Source organism: Kocuria sp. CPCC 204721 (assembly GCF_040980945.1).
Lineage (GTDB): Bacteria > Actinomycetota > Actinomycetes > Actinomycetales > Micrococcaceae > Kocuria > Kocuria marina.
Genome location: NZ_JAVKPO010000012.1, coordinates 58,372 through 75,927 on the forward strand (window position 1 = coordinate 58,372; position 17,556 = coordinate 75,927).

Below are 17,556 nucleotides of genomic sequence, written 5' to 3' on the forward strand. Positions count from 1 at the left end.
CGCGAACACCCGTCGGGTAGTCGTGATCTGAGCATTGGGTCATACACTGCTGATATGGCCGAGGTCGATCTCTCCCTGCTGCGCGTGATCGTGGCCGTCATGGACCACCACTCCATGGGCGCGACCGCCCGCGCGCTGGACATGGCCCAGCCCAATGTCTCACGCGCCGTGGCCCGCGCCGAGCGGATGTGGCGGCTGCGCCTGCTGGAGCGCTCACCCACCGGGTCCAGACCCACCCCCGAGGGCCGCGCCGTGGCCGAGCGCGCCCGCAGGGTCCTCGCGGAGTACGACGGGTTCACGACAGAAATCGAGAAACTGCGCCTCGAGTGGACCCAGCACGTGAAGGTCGCGGCATCCGTGACCGTGGCCGAGTACCTGGCCCCCACGTGGTTGTCCCGGCTGCGGGACTCCCACCCGGGGCTGGAGCTGCAGTTGTTCGCGTGCAACTCCGCGGAAGTCATGCGTCGCACGCGCCGGGGCGTGGTGGACGTGGGCTTCGTGGAGAGCCCGGATCCCGCGGAGGGGCTGCGAGAAACGGTGGTCGCTCGGGACCGACTGGAGGTCGTGGTGGCCCCGCTCCACCCGTGGGGTCAGCGCACCGAGCCCTTGACGGCTGCGGAACTCGCGGCCACCCCGCTGGTCATGCGTGAAGAAGGATCGGGAACGCGACGCACACTGCTCGCCGCGCTCGCGCCCCTCGTCCCGGTGCCCCCGGCCATGGAGCTCAGCTCCAACGCGGCGGTCCTCGGTGCCGTGCGGGCCGGGGTGGGCCCAGCGGTGCTCAGCGCGCTCGCCGTCGCCGCGGAGGTCGAGCGCGAGAACCTGGTGCGCGTGCCCGTGTTCGGCGGCGTGCTGGACCGTGATCTGCGCGCGGTGTGGCGCGCGGGTCTGGACACGGACGGCGCCGCGTGGCACCTCGTGGAACTCGCGGCGCACGCGCACCGCGCCACCCCGTTCAGCCCAGATCGCACTGCGCGAGCGCGGCCAGCAGATCCTTGGCCCGGCGGTCCACGTTCTCGCTGAGCATCTCGTTGGTGTGGAACGAGAAACCGATCCGCGCGTCCGGCCAGACCCCGTGCAGGCAGCCGCCCGCGCCGGAGTGACCGTAGGCCCGCTCCACTGGGCCGTACGTGCACAGGGGGTCCTGCACCTCAAACCCCAGCCCGAACGCCACGGGCCGGTCATTCACCGCGTCCCTGCCGTGGGACCACGTGCGCGTGAACGTCTCGAGGGTCGCCGGTGACACGAGTTCACCCGATGCTACGAGCGAGTAGAACCGCGCAATCGCATCCGCACCGGCGATCCCGCCTCCCGAGACCAGTCCGCTCGCGTGGAACGCGCGGGAATTGGCGGGCAGTTCCTCCCCGAGCAGTGCGTTGCCGTACATCCGCTCCACGATGGCGCGCCTTTGCGGATCCTCCAGGAACGTGCTGATCGCGTACCCGGGGGCGCGGAACACGGGAGCCACCCGGTCCTCGAGCTCGGCGGGCAGTCCCAGGTACAGCTCGAGCCCGTGGGGCCGGGCCACGTGCTCGCGCAGCAGCTGTCCGGCGCGGTGACCCGTGACCCGCACGAGCAACTCCTCAACCATGTGCCCGAACGTCACCGCGTGATACGCCACCTTGCTCCCGGGGTCCCACAGGGGCTCCTGCCGCGCGAGCACCGCCGCATGCGCGGAGGCGTCCAGCATTCCGGCGGGAGGTTCCGGATCCGTGTACACGAGTCCCACGGTGTGATCGAGGACCTGCGCCACGCTCACATGCTCCTTGCCGCGGGCCGCGAACTCGGGCCAGTAGCGCGCCACGGGCTCGTTCACATCCAGCAGCCCTCGGTCCACCGCCATGGCCACGAGGGTTGCGGAGACCCCCTTGGTCCCCGAGAACATCACGGCCAGGGTGTGCTCGTCCCACGGCCGCTCGACCGCGTCCCCCGGGGAGGACCGGCGGTCGAACGATCCCCCGTGCAGCCGGATGAGCGGGCGCCCGTCCCGGTACACGCAGAAGGACATCCCTCCGTGTGCGCGGGACAGGTGCTCCTCGAAGGTCTCACGCACCCGGCTCACGGCGGGACCGCGCAGGTTCGTGTGCGCCGTCGTCAACTCGACCCGGCTTCGGACGGTCATCGTCCCACCTCAGCCCGCGCTCTCGAGGGTGGGTACATGCTCGAGCAGGGACCGCGTGTACTCGTGCCGAGGGTCGCGCAGCACGGTGTCCGTGGGCCCGTACTCCACGAGCTTCCCGTGCTCGAGCACCGCGAGCCGGTGCGAGATGTGCCGCGCCAGGGCGATGTTGTGGGTCACGAACAGCATGGCCAGCCCGCGCTCGCGCTGGATTTCCCGCAGCAGTTCGACCACGGACGCCTGCACGGACACGTCCAGCGCGGACGTGATCTCGTCGCACACCAACAACGACGGCGCGTTCACGAGCGCCCGCGCCACGGCTGCCCGCTGCCGCTCCCCGCCCGAGAGGTCACCGGGGCGACGGTCGATGTAGCTGCGTCCCAGCCGCACGGCGTCGAGCGCATCCGCCACGGCCGCGCGCCGCTGCGCTCGGGAGAGCTCCCCGTTCATCTCGAGCGGCACCTGCAGCGAGTCACCGATGCTGCGCCGCGGGTTCAGCGATGAGAACGGCGACTGGAACACGTACTGGATCCGCTGCCGCTGCTCCCGGGTGCGCTGGCGCGTCCCGGGCGCGAGCACGCGCCCGTCCAGCAGGACCTGCCCGGTGTAGCGGTCGTTGAGCCCGGCCACACTGCGGGACAGCGTGGTCTTGCCCGAGCCGGACTCCCCGAGCAGCATGGTGGTCCGCCCGGCCGGCAGGTCCATGCTGATCCCGTCCAGGATCACCGCCCGCCCGTACGCCATCCGCAGGCCCCGCACGGCGACCACGGGTTCGACGGAGGCGCGGTCGCCGCCCGCCGCCCCGGGACCGGACGCCGCGGGCACCTCGGAGGCATCCCGCGATGGGTCGGAACCTCCAGCTTCAATGCTCGCCCGGGGCTCGACGACGCCGCTCCCGCGCCCCCCCGTCGCCTCCTCACTGCGCGGGGTACTCGCGTCGCGCGACCGGCTCGGCCCGGCGACGTCGTCCCCGCCGAGCCCGTCTTCCCGACCGAGGCCGTCGTCCCACGGCGCACGCACCGAGTGGACGGGTGCCACCGAGGGACCGCCGCCCATCTCGCGGGCGCCCGCCATGTCAGGAACCGCGTCCAGCAGCGTGCGCGTGTAGGGGTGTTCCGGGTGGTGCAGCACCTGCCGGGCCGAGCCCCGCTCCACGATGGTGCCGCGGAGCATGACCGCGACGTCGTCCGCGACCTGCGCCACGACCGCGAGGTCGTGCGTGATGTAGAGCCCCGCGACGTCGTGCTTGGTGGTCAGCTCGTACACGGTCTTCAGCACGAGGTCCTGCGTGGCGACGTCCAGACCCGTGGTGGGTTCGTCCAGGATGATGACCGCGGGGCGGCACGCGAACGCCATCGCGATCCCGATCCGCTGCTGCTGCCCACCGGAGAGCTCGTGCGGGAACCGGCGCTGGTACGCGCGATCGCTCGGCAGGCCCACCTCGGTGAGCACCTCGGCCACGCGGGCGTCACGCACACGGGCATCGCGGCCGAACTCGTGGGCGCGCAGCACCTCCGCGATCTGCTCACCCACACGCAGGGACCCGTTGAGCGACAGCGCGGGGTCCTGAGGCACGTACGCGATCGTCCCGCCCCGCAACCCGCGCGTCCGGCGTTCGGTGAGCGTCAGCAGGTCCACGGCCTCGGGGTGGAAGCGGGACGCGCCCGCGTGCAGTTCCACGGTGCCGCGGCGCAGTTCCAGCCCGGCGCGCAGGTGGTTCATGCACGCGAGCGCCGCGGTGGTCTTGCCGGAGCCGGACTCCCCCACGAGCGCGAGGATCCGCCCGGGGTGCAGCCGGAAGCTCACGTCGTCCAGGATGAGCTCGCCGCCAGTGACCCCCACACTCAGGTGGGACACCGTGATCGCGGTGTCCACGCTCGCGCGGGGCACCACGGTGCGGGGGACGCCGCCGCCGCGGTCGTCGGCGCGTCGGTCCGTCGTGGCGGAAGTGGGGCCCCGACCCGTCGTGTGCGGGAAGTTGTCCCGGCCTACAGTGGGGCGGGCGTTACCGCCGCCCGTTGAGTCCGGAGCATTGCGTGGGGCGTTGGCACCGGAGGCGTTGTGCGGGCCGTCGGCACCGGACGCGTTGGCTCGAGCCGCGGCGCGGGCCTTCTGTTCCGAGCGTCTCATCGAGTTCCCTTCCCAGTGGTGCGCACGCGGCCCGCGGAGGCGCCGGCCACGGCGTCGGCGATCAGGTTGGTCCCCACCGTGAGCACGGCGATCGCGATGACCGGCAGGATCACACCCCACGGTTGCAAGGACAGCGCGATCCGGTTCTCGTTGATCATGAGGCCCCAGTCCGGGGTGGGCGGTTGCATCCCGAGCCCCAGGAAGGACAGGGAGGCCACCGCGCCGATCGAGTAGGTCAGCCGCAGTCCTACCTCCACCATGAGCGGGCCCATGATGTTGGGCACCACGTCCCGGCCCAGGATCTTCCACTGGGGGACGCCGTACATCTGGGAGGCCAGGACGTAGTCCTCGGCCACGACCCCGGCGGTCGCAGCGCGGATCACGCGCGCCACCCGGGGAGCGTGGGTCACGCCGATCACGAGTACCAGCACCCAGCCCTGCGGACCTAGGACGGTCACGGCCAGCAGCGCGAAGACCAGCTGCGGGATGGCGAGCAACACGTCCCCGCAGCGCATGATCACCGAGTCCAACCACCCGCCGCGCAGCGCGGCGAGCATCCCCAGGACGGCGCCCAGGCCCACGCCCACGACGGTCGCGAGCGCGGAGTACAGCAGCAATCGCCAGCCACCGGCCAGGAACCGGGAGAGCACGTCACGGCCCAGGTTGTCGGTGCCGAAGACGCCGGTCTGAAACGGTTTGCCCGCAAACGAGTTGGTGCCGTACCCGGTCCACGCGGGCACGGCCAGCGGCCCCAGCACGGCGAGGAGCAGCACGATGGCGGTGAGCACGATGCCGAGTTTCGCGGCCGGTTGCCGCAGTACACGGCGCGTGAACGACTCCGAGGTTCTCTGCGCGCTCATGAGCGGGACTCCGTACGCAGTTTCGGGTTCGCGAGGATCCCGACCACGTCGGCGAGCAGGTTCACGATCACGTAGAACGCCGCGATGATCATGGACAGCGCCTGTACCACCTGGACGTCACGTGTGTTCACGGCGTCCACCATGGCCTGACCGAGACCGGGATAGCGGAAGAGGAACTCCACGACCACGATGCCCCCGGCCAGCCACGCGAGCTGCATCGCGACCACCTGGGCCACCGGCCCGATGGCGTGCGGGAGGGCATGTTTGAAGATCACCTGGCGTTCGGGCAGCCCCTTGAGCCGGGCCATCTCCACGTACCCGGAGTCCAGAACGTCCGCCATGGTGGTGCGGGTCATGCGGATCATGTAGGGCACCACCACCAGGATCAGGGTCAGGGTGGGCAGGATCAGTTGCAGCGGGTAGTCCCACACACGCGTGCCCGGCGCGGCCATCGTGACCGAGGGCAGCAAGCGGAACACGGTCGTGGACAACAGCGTGGTCAGCGCCACGCCGATCACGAACTCGGGCAGCGCCGCCAGCACGAGCGAGATCCCCGTGAGCCCCTGATCCGCTGCGCGGCCCCGGCGCATCGCGGACCACGTGCCGAGCATGAGCCCCACGGGAATGGCGATCACGGCCGCGATGGCCATGAGCACCACAGACGCGGAGACCTTGCTCGCGAGCAAAGCGTTGACGGAACCGCCCGTGGCGGCCGACGTCCCCAGGTCCCCCACGAGCAGACCGCCCACCCACGAGAGGTAGCGCTCGTACCACGGGGCGTTGAGGTCCAGTTGTTCGCGCAGAGCGGCAAGCCGTTCGGGTGTGGCCTGCTGGCCCAGGATCGCCTGGGCCGGGTCACCAGGCAGCAACAGGGTAAAGAAGAAGACCAGAAGGGACACGGCCAGGAGCACGAAGACCGAGATGCCCAGCCGTTTCAGGATCATGGCGGCCACGCGATCACTTCCCTTCCCGGTCGATCCAGAGGGTGCGCAGCTGGAACCCGCTCACGGGCATCCCCGCGCGGTGCTCGGAACCGCCGCCCACGTAATTCTGGTACGCGTCCGCCTGGTTGAAGAACCCCCACACGATGTACCCGCCGGCGTCGTACAACCGCTTCTGGGCCCGCGCCACGAGGTCGTGCCGCGCGTCGTCGTCGAGCGTGGCCCGGGCCTTCTCGTACAGCGCAATGAACTCGGGATCCGCCCAGTGCGTCTCGTTGAACGGGGACGCTGGCAGGGTCCCGTTTGCGGTCTGGGGCAGGAAGCTGCGGGTGTACCAGAAGTCCTGGGAGAAGGGGTATTGCAGATAGCCGTCCCCGAAGAACGTGGTGGTGTCCACGCGGCGCAGGTTCACGGTGATCCCGGCCTCAGATGCCTGCTCAGCGAAGACCTGGGCGGCCTCCACCGCGCCGGACTGGATGGGTGCCGTCACGAGTTCCACCTCGAGCCCGTCCGGGTGACCCGCTTGCGTGAGCAGGTCCCGGGCCCGGGCCACGTCCCTCGTGCGCTGCTCGAGCCGCCGTGTCCCCGGGTCGAACGGAGCGTACATGTCATTGCCCACCGTGCCGTGCCCCGAAAAGACCTGCTCGACCATTTGTTCCCGGTCCACCACGAGGCGGAACGCCTCCCGCACGCGGGCGTCGTCGAACGGTGCTGTGTCCACGCGCATGGTGAACGGCAGCCAGTTACCGGTCTCGGAGACCACGGTGTACAGCCGCGGGTCCGTGTTGACCACGTCGATCAGGGACAACGGCAACTGCCCCACGACGTCCACCTGGGTGGAGAGCAGGGCGTTGACCAGCGCGTCCTGGTCGTTGAAGTTCACCAGGTGGACCTCATCCACGAACGGTGGTTCCCGCCAGTAGTCCCGGTTGGCCTCGAGCACCGTGAGTTGACCGGGTTCGAACGTGCCCAGCCGGAACGGGCCGGTGCCCACGGGTGCGGCGGGGTCGTAGTCCACCGGCACGATCCCCATGGAGTACTGCGCGGTCGAGTCCACGAACATGGCATCCGGTTCCGACAGTTCGAAGCGCACCGTGTGATCGTTCACCGCCACGGTGCGCCGCAACAGGGCCAGCCCGGAAGCGCCCGTCTTGGGGTCCTTCGGGTCGGTGACCCGGTCGTACGTGGCCACGACGTCCCGCGCGGTGAACGGACGCCCGTCGTGGAATACCACGCCCTTGCGCAGCCGCACGAGCCACTCGCGCCCGCCGTCCTGCGGCGTGGCCGACTCGGCGAGCACGGGCACGGGGACGTAGTCGGCGTCGAACTCGTAGAGCCCGTCGTAGAGGTTGATCACGCGCCCGGCATCCGCGGTGCCCACCGGGACGTGGGCGTCCACGCTGTCGGACGCACCGCCGCCCGTGAGACCCACACGCAAGATGCCCCCGCGCTGCGGTGCGCCCGTGGCGCGGATCGCCGCCGCGCCCGGCTGCTCGCCCGCAGCGCAGCCGGCCAGGGCGAACGACGCCGCCGCGGCGCCCAGTCCCATGAACCCGCGCCGGGAGAACGCGCCGTACCGCGCGGATCCACCACCGGGACCCCGCGCCGCAGGGACCCCGGCCACCGGGGCCGACGGCGGGCAATCGGGTGGAGGTAACTCGGACGGTGCGGTGCGGGGTGGACGGAGTGACGGTCGTGGGTTCATGGTTCCTCGCAGGGGTGAACGATCCCGGGCACGCAACAGGGCGGCGACGAGCGTGACGCTCGGAGGGTGTCGCGGGACGCGCGACACCGATTGAGGGGCGAGCTTCGTCCAGCTACGGGATCTTGCTCAGGCGGGGGGCCATGATCCGGCGCCCGGCCGGCACGCATTGCGATGTCAGATGACGCAGCACGGACTTGCGGAACAGGGCGGACATGTTGGACGTGCGTCGCATACTTCCTCCCTGTGATCGAGGCCGACGGGTCGGTTCACCCGGCGGGAACGGCCCACTGGTGCTCTGGATCACATTCAACCTACCCCGGAACGGCGCACAAGGGTGCGCGATCCGGGGTAGGTGTCACAGTGGGTCGGGCGGCCATTGACCCCGGCATTGCAGGACGTCCTTGAGCAGATCGGCCCGATCCGTGATCAGCCCGTCCACCCCCATGTCCAGCAGGCGCTTCATGTCCGCGGGGTCGTTGACGGTCCACACCTGCACCGACAGCCCCGTGCGGTGGGCCAGGTCCAGGAACGCGGGCGTGACGATCCGCAGGGTCAACCGGTGCCCCCCGGGCAAACGCACCGGGTGCTGTTCGGGCAATTGGAGGGTGTCGAACGGTGCCACGAGGCGCGACCACGCCGCGATGTGCGCCCGCCACAGCGCGGGCGCGATCTTCCGGGACACCCGGTCGGTCAGGGGTGCCACGACGGACACGGCCAGGAATCCCGCGGTGCCCAGGGTCCCGGCCGAGGACCGGACCCGTTCACCGGTGAGCCGGGTGATCCCGGCGAGCGCGCGGCGTCGTCGTGATTCGGAGAAGGACGTGACGCGCAACCGGTGCGCGGCGTGCTCGCGCGCCACGACCCCGGGCAGGGCGGCGACGGACGCCTCGTCCTTGACGTCGATGTTCAGGCACGCCTCGGGCAGCGCCCGCAGCAGCTCGGTGAGCGTGGGGATCTCCTCGGTGCCGCCGATGCGCACTTCCCGCAGTTGCTCCCACGTGAGGTCGTTGACGTTGCCGCTCGTGCCCGTGACGCGCTCCAACGTGGGGTCGTGGAATGCCACGACCACGCCGTCCAGGGTCGTGTGCACGTCTGTCTCGAGCCACACGAAACCGAGCTCCGCGGCGGCCCGGAACGCGGCCAGCGTGTTCTCGTGACCGTCCGGGGAGAACCCACGGTGGGCGAGCGCGGCGGGGTGCCGCCGTGCACCGGGGTCCTGGCGGGCGGCCGGAACGGAACGGAACGACTCAGACATGGCGACCCTCCCGGGCCACGGGAACGATGTGTTCGTGCTCCAGGTAGGCCTCGATCACCTGCGCTACGCCGTCCTCGGTGAACGCCGGTGCGGTGCGTCCCACCGTGGCGACCACATGCGGGTGCCCGTCCGCCATGGCGTAGCCGCGCTCGGCCCACGTGAGCATCTCGAGGTCGTTGGGCATGTCCCCGAAGGCCATGACCTCCCGGTGGGAGATGCCGTGCTCCGCGGCGAAGTGTTCGAGCGTGCGGGCCTTGGTGAGCCCGCGCTGCCCCATTTCCACGAGGGGTGCGGCGGCCACCGAATGCGTCACGGACAACCGCCCCGCCACGATCTCGCGGACGTGCTCGAAGTACCGATTGGGATCGGCGCCGTCCAGCTTGGCCAACAGCTTGACCACCTCGGTGCCGGGCGCGAGCGACTCCTTCACGGGCGCTTCGGTGATGTGGCGGATCTCCATACGGTCCGTACGGGACCACCCGTGATCCGTGTAGACGCGCTCCAGGGTCTCCGCGGCGAACAGAGAATCCGGGAACTCGCGGGCCACGTCCGCCATGACGGGCAGGGCCTCGCTCACGTCGAACAGGCTCGCCTCCAGGACACGCTCCGCGCCGGGATCGTAGATCACCGCCCCGTTGGAGCAGATCACGACCCCCACGTCATCGAGTTGTTCGTGCAGGGGGTCCAACCACCGCATGGGGCGCCCGGTCACGAAGACCACGTGAATCCCGGCATCCCGCGCGGCGGTGATCGCGGCGACGGTGCGCGGCCGGAACCGGAAGTCACGGCCCAGCACTGTCCCGTCCAGGTCACTCGCGATGAGCCGGACGGGTGGCTGGTCCGCGGCGTGTTCCGGCGCCACGGGCTACTTCACTTCGTAGACGGGCGTGAGGAACGCGCGTCCCAGGGCGTGCGAGAACAGGTTGAAGTTGACCACTGCGGGGCTCGCGGACTCGTCCACCTCGAGCTCGGGGACGTCCACGGCCGTGACGCAGACGATGTAGCGGTGCGGGCCGTGGCCCTCGGGGGGTGCGGCGCCCAGGTATTCGTCCGTGCCGCCGTCGTTGCGGTGCTTCACGGCTCCCTCGGGCGGGTTCGACGCCGCCCCGGTCGCCAGTTCGGTGACGTCCGCCGGGATGTTGGATAGGCACCAGTGCCAGAACCCGCTGGGGGTGGGGGCATCCGGGTCGAACATCGTGACCACGTAGGAACGGGTGCCCTCCGGGGCACCGCTCCACGACAGCTGCGGGGAGACGTCCTCTCCCCCGGCGCCCATGATCCCGGAGACCTGGGGCGTGTTCATGCTCTCGCCCTCGGCCACGTCCGTGGACGTCACTGTGAACGTGGGCAGTTCGGGCAGATCGGCGTAGGGATGACGGTCGTACATGGGAGCGTTCCTTTCCTCGTTACGGTCATGACACAGCTGGGGGCCTCGCACGGCCACGGGAAAGCGGCGGATCAGGCGTGGTCGATCAGGTCCGCGCGCGTGGGCAGATCCGCGCCGGAGCGCGAGACCGTGACCCCGGCGGCGGCCGCGGCGTGGCGCAACAGCTCCGTGAGTTGCGCGCTGTCCAACTCGTCGAGGGCGCTCGCCGCAGTGGGGCCCAAGATGTTCCGGTCCGCGAGTCCCGAGAGCAGGGCCGCCATGAAGGAGTCACCCGCGCCCACGGTGTCCGCGACGGTGACCCGGGCGGCGGGGACCTCCACGCCATCGCGTCCGGTGCCGCGACTGACAGCCCACGGCCCCATGACCCCGCGGGTCACGACCACAAGCCGTGCTCCGGCCTTGAGCCACGCACGCGCGGAGTCCTCGATGCTGCGGTGCGGGTAGAGCCACAACAGGTCCTCGTCGGAGGCCTTGATCACGTGGGACAGCGCCACGATCTTCTCCGCGCGGGCGCGCGCGTCCGAGGAGTCCGGGATGATGGACGGGCGGCAATTGGGGTCGTAGGAGATCAATGCGTGGCCGCGAGCGCGTTCGAGTGCCTGGCCCACCACGGTGGCGCCGGGTTCCAGCATGGCCCCGATGGATCCGGCGTGCAGGGCGTCGGTGTCCCGCAGGAGCTCGTCGATCCGCTCCGGGGAGACGTCCAGGGACCAGTCGAGTTGGAAGTCGTAGCTCGCGGCACCGGTCTCATCCAGGGTCGCCTGGGCCACGGAGGTGGGCAGGGCGTCCGCGTCGAACGGCAACCGCACCCCGTTGCCCGTGAGGTGATCGGCCACCTGACGGCCGTACTCGTCCCGGCCGTAGCGGCCCAGGAACTGGACGTCGTGACCCAGCCGGGCCAGTCCCACGGCCACGTTCATGGGGCTGCCACCCACGTGGGCCCGGGGTTCTTCACCCTCGCGGGACACCACGTCCACGAGGGCCTCACCGATCACCGTCAACATGACCCCACGTTAGCAAAGCGTGCGGGGAGTCACCGGGGCTGTCACGACGCCGCACGGGCGGGAGAAGACCCCCGCGCACCGTAAACTTGGGGCCACGACGAGCAGCGCCGCTCCCGCGCGCCATCACCCGAGTCAGCGCACCGCCGCGCGACCCCCAACACGGCCCTCACGACGACGTCCGGGCCGAGGAAGAAGGATGCTCATGAGCGCCACGTGGTCCGAACGAGAAGCCGTTGCCGAGCAGCTGGTCCCCCTGGTGGGTCAGCTGCACCGCGGCAATAAGGTGGTCACCACGGTGTTCGGCCGTTCCCTGGTCCACAAGTCCGTCACGGAGATCATCAAGGTCCACCGCTTCACGCGCCGCATCCTGGGCGAGGAAATGCCCATCGACAAGACCCTCGAGATCGTCCACACGCTGGGCGAGCTCAACCTCGGCGTGTGCAACGTGGACGTGGCCAAGCTCTACCAGGGCTACACCGTGGCCGGCAGCGGTGACCTGCAGGCGTACCTGCGCGAGGCCCTTGCTCCCGCCGTGGACCAGCGCGGGCGCAACGAACCCGGGTCCCGCGACGTCGTGCTCTACGGCTTCGGGCGCATCGGGCGCCTGCTCGCGCGCATCCTGCTCAACCGCAACGACGGCACCGGGCTGAACCTGCGCGCCGTGGTGGTGCGCCGCAAGCCCGGCAACGACCTCGTCAAGCGCGCCTCGCTGCTGCGCCGCGACTCGGTGCACGGCCCCTTCAACGGGACCATTACCGTGGACGAGGACAAGAACGTGATCACCGCCAACGGTGTGCCGATCCAATTCATCTACGCCAACTCCCCGGCGGAGATCGACTACACCGAGTACGGGATCGACAACGCCCTGGTCGTGGACAACACCGGCGTGTGGCGTGACGAGGAAGGCCTCTCCCAGCACCTGCAGTCCAAGGGTGTGGGCAAGGTCCTGCTGACGGCCCCCGGTAAGGGCGACATGAAGAACATCGTGTGCGGCGTGAACGACAAGGACATCTCCCCGGAGGACACCATCCTCTCCGCGGCGTCCTGCACCACGAACGCCATCACACCCGTGATCAAGGTCCTCAACGACGAGTACGGGATCATCCAGGGTCACGTGGAGACCGTGCACTCCTACACCAACGACCAGAACCTGATCGACAACTGGCACAAGGGTGACCGCCGCGGCCGTTCCGCCGCCCTGAACATGGTCATCACCGAGACCGGTGCCGCCAAGGCCGTGGCCAAGGCGCTGCCCGTGATGAAGGGCAAGCTCACCGGTAACGCGATCCGCGTCCCCACCCCGGACGTGTCCATGGCGATCCTCAACCTGCAGTTGGAGAACGCCCCGGAGTCCAAGGACCAGATCAATGAGTTCCTCAAGGACATCTCGCTGAACTCGCCGCTGCGCAAGCAGATCGACTACGTGGACTCCCCGGACGTGGTCTCCACGGACCTCGTGGGCTCCCGCCGCGCCGGCGTGGTGGACGGACTCGCGACCATCGTGAACAACAACTCCGTGGTGCTCTACGTCTGGTACGACAACGAGTTCGGTTACTCGTGCCAGGTGGTGCGCGTGATGGCCCGCATGGCGGATATCTCTATGCTCCAACTCCCGTAAGGGTCAGGGTCCCGCGCGCCGCTGGTGCGCTCGACGACGACGCCGCCCCGGCCACCTTCCGCGTGAAGGCCGCCGGGGCGGCGTCATTGCGCTCACGGGCGCCAGAACGCGGCGACCGCCCGGTACAGGGCGTACAGGTCCCCGGTGTGCACGAGCTCGCGTGCCGAGTGCATGGACAGCAGCCCCACGCCCACGTCCAGCGTGCGGATGCCCAGACGGGTCGCGGTGATGGGTCCGATGGTCGAGCCGCACGGCACGGTGTTGTTGGAGACGAACTCCTGGTAAGTCACTCCGGCCCGTTCGCACACCCGGGCCCATTCGGCCGCACCCGTGGCATCGGTCGTGTAGCGCTGCTGCGCGTTGATCTTGAGCAGGGGCCCTCCCCCGGGCTCGGGGGTGTTCACGGGATCGTGGTGACCCTGGTAATTGGGGTGCACCAGGTGCCCCGCGTCCGAGGACAAGCACACGGAGGCCGCGAGCGAGCGCCGGTATTCGTCCGTGGTCTCGCCCCGCGCGGCGCTGATGCGCACGAGCACGTCCTCGAGGAACGGGCCGGCGGCGCCCGAGCGGGTGGCCGAACCGACCTCCTCGTGGTCGAACGCGGCGAGCACGCTCACGTGCTCCGCGCTCTCGAGGTCGTGGGCGTGTTCCATCAGGGCACGCAGGCCCGCGAACACGGAGGTCAGGTTGTCCAGGCGGCCGCTCGCGAGCAGCGTGCGCTGCGCGCCGATGAGTTCCGGGGCCTGGGAGTCCGCGACGACGATGTCGTAGCCGAGAATGTCCGATGCCGTGATCGGTTCGGCCGACGCATCGTCGCCGGCCGGGGCACCCGGTGCACCTGTCACGGTCGTCCGGCGCGTTCCGCGCGACTCGTTCGCGGCATCCGCGAGCACGGTCAGGACGTCCGTGTCCTGGTCCTGTCCCACTCCCCACACGGGTTGCACGTGACGCTGCTTGTCGAGCGTGAGACCCTCGTTCGCGCTGCGGTCCAGGTGGATCGCCAACTGCGGGATCCGGGCCACGGGGCCGGTCGCGGTGAGGACCTGCCGGGTCCCGCCGTCACGGCCACGCACCACGAGCCGACCGGCGAAGCGCAGATCCCGGTCCAACCACGAGTTCAACAGGGGACCGCCGTAGATCTCCACACCCGCCTGGTACCACCGGTGCGTCACGGTGGTGGGTCGGGGCTTGAGCTTGAACCCCGGCGAATCGGTGTGAGCCCCCAGGATCCGGTACCCCGCACCCGGTGCGGCACCGGACGGGATCACCCACGCGATCAGGGCGCCGTCGCGCACGGTGTAGTAGCCGCCCGCGGACAGGTCCGACCACGGCCGGGTCTCGTCCAGGGCGGTGAACCCCGCGGCGTCGAGCGCGGCGGCAGCCGTGGCCACGGCGTGGAACGAGCTGGGCGAGGCCGTGATGCACTCACCCAGTGCACGCGCGAAGCCGGCCTCCGGAGTTCCGGGGCCGGGCTCCGGCGTTCCGTTGGCGGGGTCGGCCGGGGTGGTGGATTCGTGCGAGCTATCCGTCATGACGCCCAGTGTAGGTGGGGGCGACATCCCGCTCGCCCGGGGCTGCGGGCGGCGGTGTTGCACCGGGCGAGGGAGGGGTCGCCGTACCGTGTGGGTCGGAACCGTTGGGCCGGGAAGTGCTCTCGCTCGAGGTATCGCCCGGCACTGCGGGAGCGACGTCGTCCCCCGTGTGCGCGCCGTGAGCGGTGCGGGTGTCCAGCAGACCCACGTAGCGGCCCTGCCCGTCCCGCACGGAGTACGGACCGTACTGCGGCGGCAGGACCAGGTAGCGCTGCGTGGCCGGGTCCAGGACGTAAGCCACCAGGCCCGAGGCGTCCTCGGCCAACCGAGAGGGCCGGTGGCCGAGCTCGGGAAGTCGGGCCGGTTGCGGGAGTGGCGGCAGGACGATCGTGCGAGTCACGGCCACGGACCGGTTGCGGCGCACGAGCCAGAACACGAGTGCCACGTAACCACCGTTGATCAGCGTCACCGCGATCAGGTCCGTGGGCGCCCCGGAGGTGTCGTTCATGTCCGTGAGCCCCACCATGGCCATGATGGACACCGTCATGTTGTTCACGGCGTGCAGTGCGATCGCCGCTTCCAGACCACCGGTGCGCCACGTGATGATGCCCATGGCCACGGCCATGATCCCCACCGAGAGCTGCCCCCAGATGTCGTACGCGTGACCGAGCACGAACAGCGGCACCGGGAGCAGGATGGCCCACGCGGGGTGCTTGAGCCACCGGCCGATGGTCTGGGCCAGGTAGCCGCGGAACACGACCTCCTCTGCCGCGCACTGCAGGGGGACCACGAAGATCAGCGAGGCCATGAGCCACCAGAAACCGGGGGCCGGTTGCAAGGACACGGGCCTGCCGCCCGCGGCGAGTTCCAGGCCCACGGCGATCGCGTTGATCAGGGCGTAGATCGCGACCGCCGCCACGAAACACGTGAGCAGCCACTTCCACCGAATCCGCCCGGTCACGGAGAAGATCAGCCCCAGGGGACGCGGGCCGAGCACCAGCCGGGCCAGCAGGGCGCTGGGGAGCATGAGGACCACGGAGCCGAAGAGGATGAAGAACACCACGGGGTCCAGCTGGTTCATGGCCAGCAGGTCCCCGTCGATCCGCTCCGGGGCCGCGAAGACCATGACGAGCAGGAATACGATGGTCAGAAGCAGGAGGACGGCCAGCAGGATGAGCCCCTCCACGAGCGGCATCCACCAGCGGTGGCGGGGGTCCGCGTGCGCCAAACGGTGGTAGAAGAGGCTACGGGTCCGTGGCGGATCCTGGACGGGGGGCGACGGACGGGACCACGGTGCGCTGGCGTGACTCATGACTCCACGGTAGCCGTCACGGGGGACGCTCAGGGCCCTCTGTGCAGGGCGCTGGCCGTGAATCCGGGGTGGCTCCGACGGAGAACCGGCGAATTCCGACCGCCGTATGAGATGCCAGCCCGAGGCGGATCTGCCCGGTGGTACCGGAAGTCCCGGGTGGCCCGCCCCCGGGCGTTGACGACCGGGCTCGTGATCGGACGCCTCGACCCGGGCGGGTCAACGCCGGTAACGCTCCACGAACGCCCGTAGGATCCGTGGGGCCTGGTCCACGGCGGGGCCGTTGACCACCCGGTCGATCACGGTATCTGTGTCCTCGGGCCGGAAGTACCCCAAGTCCTTGTACGCGCGCACGCGGCTCACGAGCCCCTCGGGGTCCAGTTCGGGGTGGAACTGGGTGGCGTAGAGGTTGTTCTTGATCCGGTACATCTGCACGTGGCACGCGGTCCCGGTGGCGAGCAGCACCGCGTTGGGCGGCAGCACGCGGGTGCCCTCCTTGTGCCCCACGTACGCGGTGAACTCACGGGGCAGTTGCACGAGTAGGGGATCCCGAGCCCCCTCGTCGGTCACGCTCACGGTGATGGGACCCACGTCCTCGTGGCACGACCGGTCCACCTTGGCCCCCTGGTGGATCCCCAGGGTGCCCACGCCGTAGCACGCGCCGAGGAACGGGAAGTCTCGGGCCACGACGTCGTCCAGCAGGGCGCTGATCCAGGTCTCAGCGACGCGCTGCGCCCTGGACTTCTCCTCCGGCGGGTCCGAGGAGTTGAACGGCGACCCGCCCACGATGATCCCGCTGTACCTGTCCAGGTCCAGCGCGGGCCACTCACCGGACTCCAGACGGATGCGTTCGAGTTGGTCCTCTTCGAGGCCCCCGAAGTGGGCCACGGCCCGGTATTCCTCGTCCGCGAGGACGTTGTCATCACGGGTGGCCAGCAGCACGAACGGTTTCATGGCTTACACCTATGCCACGGGGGCCTCGGGATGCAAACTGCCCGGGGACGAGGCCGCTTTCCGACGCTTCGATGACACCCGTGGAAGAGTCCGGCGGTTACTCCGAAGAAACATGGTTCCACTCCGTGACTTACCCCGTGTGACCCAGTTCGCTGTTCCTAAATGAAATTTAGATTTCACATCACGAAATACCAAAGGGTGGATCGTGGATTTGACCGAGTTCAACAGCCTCGATCGTGAAGCCGCCGTCGCGGCCGTAGGACCGGCCTTGGACGTCCAGCGCTGGATCGAGGAACTCGTGTCCGGGCGCCCGTACGGGTCGAGGCCCCGCCGCGCTTCGTGCCCATCGCATCCATCGAGCACCTCCAGAATCACCTGCGGGAAGGTGACACCGTCAAGGATGGTAAGCTCGTGGACTCCGAGGGCAACGAGATCCCGTGCATTATCGCATCCGGTGAAGTGGTCCCGGCGCCCCTGGACTCCAAGAAGTCCGGGACCGCGGACGAGCACTGATTTTCCGCCGCCAACCGTGTTCTCACGCGATGAGCGGAGGGGCGCGGTTCGCACATGTCCTTCACGTGCGGTGGCCGGACCCCCACCCGGGGACCGACAACCGCACGGTCAGAACTGCCCCGCCTCTCATGGCAGGAGAACAACACATGCAGCCTTCAAGCAATCACCACATTTTGAGTGGGTTGACGAATAATCTTCAGGACGCTGATGTTCAGGAGACGCAGGAGTG

The 17,556-nt window shown here is 69.7% G+C and carries 15 protein-coding genes; 3 read left to right on the forward strand and 12 right to left on the reverse strand.

Translation table 11 applies throughout. From position 1 onward, the window contains the following. Positions 1-54: 54 nt before the first annotated feature. Positions 55-1,023, forward strand: coding sequence for a LysR family transcriptional regulator (locus RF637_RS10795; RefSeq protein WP_368844825.1), 969 nt, complete (start codon positions 55-57; stop codon positions 1,021-1,023). Here the strand turns inward: RF637_RS10795 and RF637_RS10800 are convergent. The 9 genes from RF637_RS10800 to RF637_RS10840 all read right to left on the reverse strand — a co-directional run bounded on the left by RF637_RS10800 (position 956) and on the right by RF637_RS10840 (position 11,401). After that, positions 956-2,122 (reverse strand): serine hydrolase domain-containing protein, encoded by a 1,167-nt coding sequence (locus tag RF637_RS10800; RefSeq protein WP_368844826.1) that lies wholly within the window; start codon positions 2,120-2,122, stop codon positions 956-958. The two genes, RF637_RS10795 and RF637_RS10800, sit on opposite strands and share 68 nt — an antisense overlap. A 9-nt stretch (positions 2,123-2,131) precedes the next feature. Then, positions 2,132-4,249, reverse strand: a complete 2,118-nt coding sequence (locus tag RF637_RS10805) for an ABC transporter ATP-binding protein (protein WP_368844827.1) — start codon at positions 4,247-4,249, stop codon at positions 2,132-2,134. After that, complete coding sequence (locus RF637_RS10810; RefSeq protein WP_098055782.1) at positions 4,246-5,109, reverse strand: ABC transporter permease; 864 nt, start codon at positions 5,107-5,109, stop codon at positions 4,246-4,248. The genes RF637_RS10805 and RF637_RS10810 overlap by 4 nt, the downstream gene beginning before the upstream one ends. Then, a complete protein-coding gene (locus RF637_RS10815; RefSeq protein WP_368844828.1) occupies positions 5,106-6,062 on the reverse strand; it encodes an ABC transporter permease in 957 nt (318 codons plus the stop codon). The genes RF637_RS10810 and RF637_RS10815 overlap by 4 nt, the downstream gene beginning before the upstream one ends. A 4-nt stretch (positions 6,063-6,066) precedes the next feature. Further along, positions 6,067-7,599, reverse strand: coding sequence for an ABC transporter substrate-binding protein (locus RF637_RS10820; protein WP_368844829.1), 1,533 nt, complete (start codon positions 7,597-7,599; stop codon positions 6,067-6,069). A 511-nt stretch (positions 7,600-8,110) separates the two neighbouring features. After that, positions 8,111-9,010, reverse strand: a complete 900-nt coding sequence (locus RF637_RS10825; RefSeq protein ID WP_368836030.1) for a glycerophosphodiester phosphodiesterase family protein — start codon at positions 9,008-9,010, stop codon at positions 8,111-8,113. Continuing rightward, entirely contained in the window at positions 9,003-9,872 is an 870-nt protein-coding gene (locus RF637_RS10830; protein ID WP_167318853.1) for an HAD family hydrolase, read from the reverse strand. The genes RF637_RS10825 and RF637_RS10830 overlap by 8 nt, the downstream gene beginning before the upstream one ends. Positions 9,873-9,875: 3 nt before the next feature. After that, the gene (locus RF637_RS10835) at positions 9,876-10,397 is read right to left on the reverse strand and encodes a YbhB/YbcL family Raf kinase inhibitor-like protein (protein WP_064847466.1); all 522 of its coding nucleotides are present in this window, start codon (positions 10,395-10,397) and stop codon (positions 9,876-9,878) included. 71 nt (positions 10,398-10,468) lie between these two features. Further along, positions 10,469-11,401, reverse strand: a complete 933-nt coding sequence (locus tag RF637_RS10840) for a carbohydrate kinase (RefSeq protein WP_035959299.1) — start codon at positions 11,399-11,401, stop codon at positions 10,469-10,471. Between the two features lie 202 nt (positions 11,402-11,603). On the opposite strand from RF637_RS10840, the gene RF637_RS10845 reads away from it, so the two are divergent. Then, a complete protein-coding gene (locus RF637_RS10845) occupies positions 11,604-13,019 on the forward strand; it encodes a glyceraldehyde-3-phosphate dehydrogenase (protein ID WP_240505791.1) in 1,416 nt (471 codons plus the stop codon). Positions 13,020-13,111: 92 nt separating this feature from the next. Here the strand turns inward: RF637_RS10845 and RF637_RS10850 are convergent, their stop codons facing one another. The 3 genes from RF637_RS10850 to RF637_RS10860 all read right to left on the reverse strand — a co-directional run bounded on the left by RF637_RS10850 (position 13,112) and on the right by RF637_RS10860 (position 16,814). Beyond that, positions 13,112-14,551, reverse strand: coding sequence for a M18 family aminopeptidase (locus RF637_RS10850; protein ID WP_131333477.1), 1,440 nt, complete (start codon positions 14,549-14,551; stop codon positions 13,112-13,114). After that, a complete protein-coding gene (locus RF637_RS10855; RefSeq protein ID WP_368844830.1) occupies positions 14,541-15,863 on the reverse strand; it encodes a lysostaphin resistance A-like protein in 1,323 nt (440 codons plus the stop codon). The genes RF637_RS10850 and RF637_RS10855 overlap by 11 nt, the downstream gene beginning before the upstream one ends. Before the next feature lie 216 nt (positions 15,864-16,079). Next, complete coding sequence (locus tag RF637_RS10860) at positions 16,080-16,814, reverse strand: glutamine amidotransferase (protein ID WP_064847463.1); 735 nt, start codon at positions 16,812-16,814, stop codon at positions 16,080-16,082. Positions 16,815-17,153: 339 nt separating this feature from the next. Here RF637_RS10860 and RF637_RS10865 point away from each other — a divergent pair, with 339 nt between their 5' ends. Next, positions 17,154-17,327, forward strand: coding sequence for a hypothetical protein (locus RF637_RS10865; RefSeq protein ID WP_368844831.1), 174 nt, complete (start codon positions 17,154-17,156; stop codon positions 17,325-17,327). Positions 17,328-17,556 lie beyond the last annotated feature (229 nt).